Raw genomic sequence first — 3,208 nt, forward strand, 5'->3', positions numbered from 1 at the left:
TCCTCAACGGGTGCCACGCCGCGCTCCCCTATCTGCGCCGGACGCCGGGCAGCCGGGTGATCAACCTGGCGTCGGCGTCGGCGCTCTACGGCCAGCCCGGGCTCGCCGTGTACGGCGCGACCAAGGCCGCGGTCCGCAGTCTCACCGAGGCCCTCGACCTGGAGTGGCGGCAGTACGGGATCACGGTCAGCGATCTGCTGCCGCTGTTCGTGGCGACCGACATGATGACCGAGGTGAGCCGCGGCTCGAAATCCGCGACCACCCTGGGCGTGCGCCTGAGCCCGCGGGATGTGGCGGAAGCGGTGTGGCACACCGCGTCCGGCCGCGGCCCGTTGCGCGGCCCGCACGTGCTGGTCGGACTACAGACCAAACTCACCGGCATGGCGACGCGATTGTCGCCGCCGTTCCTGACGCGCGCGATCGTCGGCTGGATCAGCAAGGCCGACTCACTGCACTAGCCGCGGTTCAGAGGGCGGCCAGGGGATATCCCAGCAGCGTCCCGTAGGTGAGGGTCAACAGTCCGCCGATGATGAGGATCTTGTCCGTTGCCGTCATGACGCCCCCGTCCGGATGGCTTCACGATAGAAGCGACCGTCCTGGGCCACCCGGGTTCACCCGAATCGATGCCCGACCTTGATCCTGGTCAGCCGGTGGCGGTCCGTCCGGTCGCGGCGGTCCGCGCCGCCAGGGCGAATCGCAGTTCGCTGCGGCGGGCGACGGACAGTTTGCGGTACACCCGGGTGAGGTGCTGCTCGACCGTGCTGGTGGTGATGTCGAGGGTTTCGGCGATATCGCGATTGCGGTTCCCGCTCGCGGCCAGTTCGGCGACGCGCCGCTCGGCCGGGCTCAGTGTCTCGAAGCCGCTGCCGCCCAGCGTGTCTCGCGGTCCCGGTCCGGAGTCGACCTGCAGTCGGGCCAGGAGCGGTTCCGCGCCTGAGGTTTCGGCGAGCCGCGCCGCCTCGCGCAACGGCGGGCGCGCCCGATCGGCTTCCCCCAGCGCGCGGTAGGCGGCCCCGAGATCGGCCAGCACGGTAGCCAATTCGAGTTCGTCGCCGCCGGAGCGGGCCAGGGCGGCCGCGCGCCGCAGCAGGGTCACCCGGCGCAGCGGGTCGCCGGTGGCGGCCAGCAGTCGCAGCGACACCCCGCCGCTGTGATGCCGTTCGGCCCCGCCGATCGCGTCCAGATGCCGGGTGGCGAGGGCGCGGGCCTGCCGCGACTCCCCCGCCGCCAGGCTGACCGCGGCCAGGTCGTTGCGCCACGGCGCGAGCCACGCGAAGTCCAGGCCCCACTCGGTCATGAGGCGCCCGCAGCGGCGGAAGTGCCGTTCGGCCTCGTCGAGCAGCCCGATGGCGAGACAGTGCTCGCCGCGGGCGCGCAGATAGCCCAGCGCGAAACGGGTTTCGAACACCGCACCCGGCAGCGGTCGTTCCAGCTGGGCGGCGGCCTCGATGTGACGGCCCTGCGCGGTGAGGGCGCGCACCAGCACCGCGACCGCCCGGCCCAGCCACACCCCGAGCTGTTCGGCGGGCAGCAGGTTCAGCGCGGCGGTGGCGTGCCCGGCGGCCTCGACCGGATTGCCTTTGCGGAGCAGCGTTTCCGCGCGGGCTGCGGCGAACAGCGCCTGCCAGGTCGGGGCGCGCCGCGCGGTCGCCTCCGCGAGCAGCGACGCGCACCAGGCGTCGGCGGCGTCGAGCCGGTCGGTGTGCAGCAGGCAGTCCACGGCGGCCACCAGCACTTCGACGGTGTCGAGCGCGAGGCGGTGCTGGGCCAGCACGCGTTGCGCCGCGGCGGCGGTCTCCTCCGGCGGCCGCTGTTTCCACAGGCCGTCGAGCAGGTCGGCGGCCTGCCGGTGCGCCGAATCACGCTGCGGTGCAGGCGAGCCGGACGCGGCGGGGCGCGGGGCGGTGAGCAGCCAGGGGTGCCGCTGGGCCTGGACCGGGTGGGTGTAGCGCAGCCACCCGCCCAGAAATTCGAGCCGATCACCGAGAGCGGCGTCCGCCTCGCGCCGCAGCCGCAGCAGGGCGTGGTCGGCGTGCAGGATGTGACCGTGCCACAGCATCTGCAGCACGGTCATCGGTAGTTCCGGGCACGGCACCCGCCCGGTGCGCAGGGCCGCCTTGAGCCGCCCGAAGTTGCGGGTGCGCCCGGACGGGTTGATCCGCCATTCCACCGCGACCAGCCGGGTCGCGATGCCCGCCCGTTCGTCGGCGCGGCGGCTGGCCCGGTACGCGAGCTCCAGATAGGTTCCGGCGCTGTCGAGTTCGTCGGCCTCGAAGGCGCGGTCGGCGACCTCCAGGAGCACCTGCGCCGCCCACGATCCGCGGGCGTCGCCCGCCTCGACCAGGTGCGCGGCCACCATGACCGCGGGCAGGCCCTCCCGGCACAGCAGTTCGGCGGCGGCCGCGTGCAGCGCGCGGCACTCCTCGCCGGGCAGTTCGCGCAGTACCAGCGCCGCCATGTCCGGGTGCGGGCGGCAGTCGCCGAGGATCAGCCCGGCGCGCGCCAGTTCCGCGATGGTCGCGCGGATCTCGCCCGGCTCGCGGTCCGTCAGCGCCGCGACCCGGGCCACCGTGGCCCGCTCGCCCAGCACCGCCGCCGCCCGCGCGACCCGTATCCGTTCGGTCTCGGCCGTCCGTGTCCCGACACCGGCCCCCACCGGTAATCCCCCTCGGTCCCGTCCGACCGACCGTGCCATCTGAGGTCCCTTCACCGAATCGCGGGCGCCCGGCTGACGGACATGGCACGGCGAGCTTCGGTGTGCGCGAGCGGCATCATTGCAGCGAGGGCGTGTGGACGCCCAGGATCAGCCGGGGCACAGCGGGTTTCGAAATCTACTGCCAAACAGTGTATTTCACTTTCCCCTAGGAGGTGGGGGCGAGCACTCGCGGACGGTAGACCAGGGCCGCGGCCGCGTCGCCGTCCACGCCCAGGAAGACCACGGACCGGGCCTCGTCGAGCATGCCCTGGCCGGCCGCGCTCAGATACGCGTGCACCGGGCCCGCCGAGTACGGGTCGCCCGCGAAGGGATCGATTCCGGCCACCGCCGCCGACGGCACCCCGACCCGGTAGGCCACGCGCTCGCGGAATCCGGCGACCGGGGCCGGGGCGAGCAGCACCGCCGCGCCGGCGGCGAAGTCGCCGGGTTCGAGGCCCTCGCCGGAAAGGCATTCCCGCAGTACCGTTTCGGCGAGATCCAACGGATCGGAGG

At 73.6% G+C, this 3,208-nt stretch carries 3 protein-coding genes; 1 reads left to right on the forward strand and 2 read right to left on the reverse strand.

What is annotated here, in order from left to right; translation table 11 throughout:
- Positions 1-458: SDR family NAD(P)-dependent oxidoreductase (locus tag ACFV4K_RS35205; RefSeq protein ID WP_379280624.1), on the forward strand; the 458-nt coding region annotated here is incomplete at its 5' end.
- A 185-nt stretch (positions 459-643) separates the two neighbouring features.
- On the opposite strand, the gene ACFV4K_RS35210 is transcribed toward ACFV4K_RS35205, so the two are convergent.
- Both ACFV4K_RS35210 and ACFV4K_RS35215 read right to left on the reverse strand, forming a co-directional pair.
- Positions 644-2,656: a LuxR C-terminal-related transcriptional regulator gene (locus tag ACFV4K_RS35210; protein ID WP_379280625.1), complete on the reverse strand. Its 2,013-nt coding sequence runs from the start codon at positions 2,654-2,656 to the stop codon at positions 644-646.
- A 205-nt stretch (positions 2,657-2,861) separates the two neighbouring features.
- On the reverse strand, positions 2,862-3,208 hold a 347-nt coding region (locus tag ACFV4K_RS35215), incomplete at its 5' end, for a hypothetical protein (RefSeq protein ID WP_379280626.1).

Origin of the sequence: Nocardia sp. NPDC059764 (assembly GCF_042732555.1) — a bacterium.
Classification (GTDB): Bacteria; Actinomycetota; Actinomycetes; order Mycobacteriales; family Mycobacteriaceae; genus Nocardia.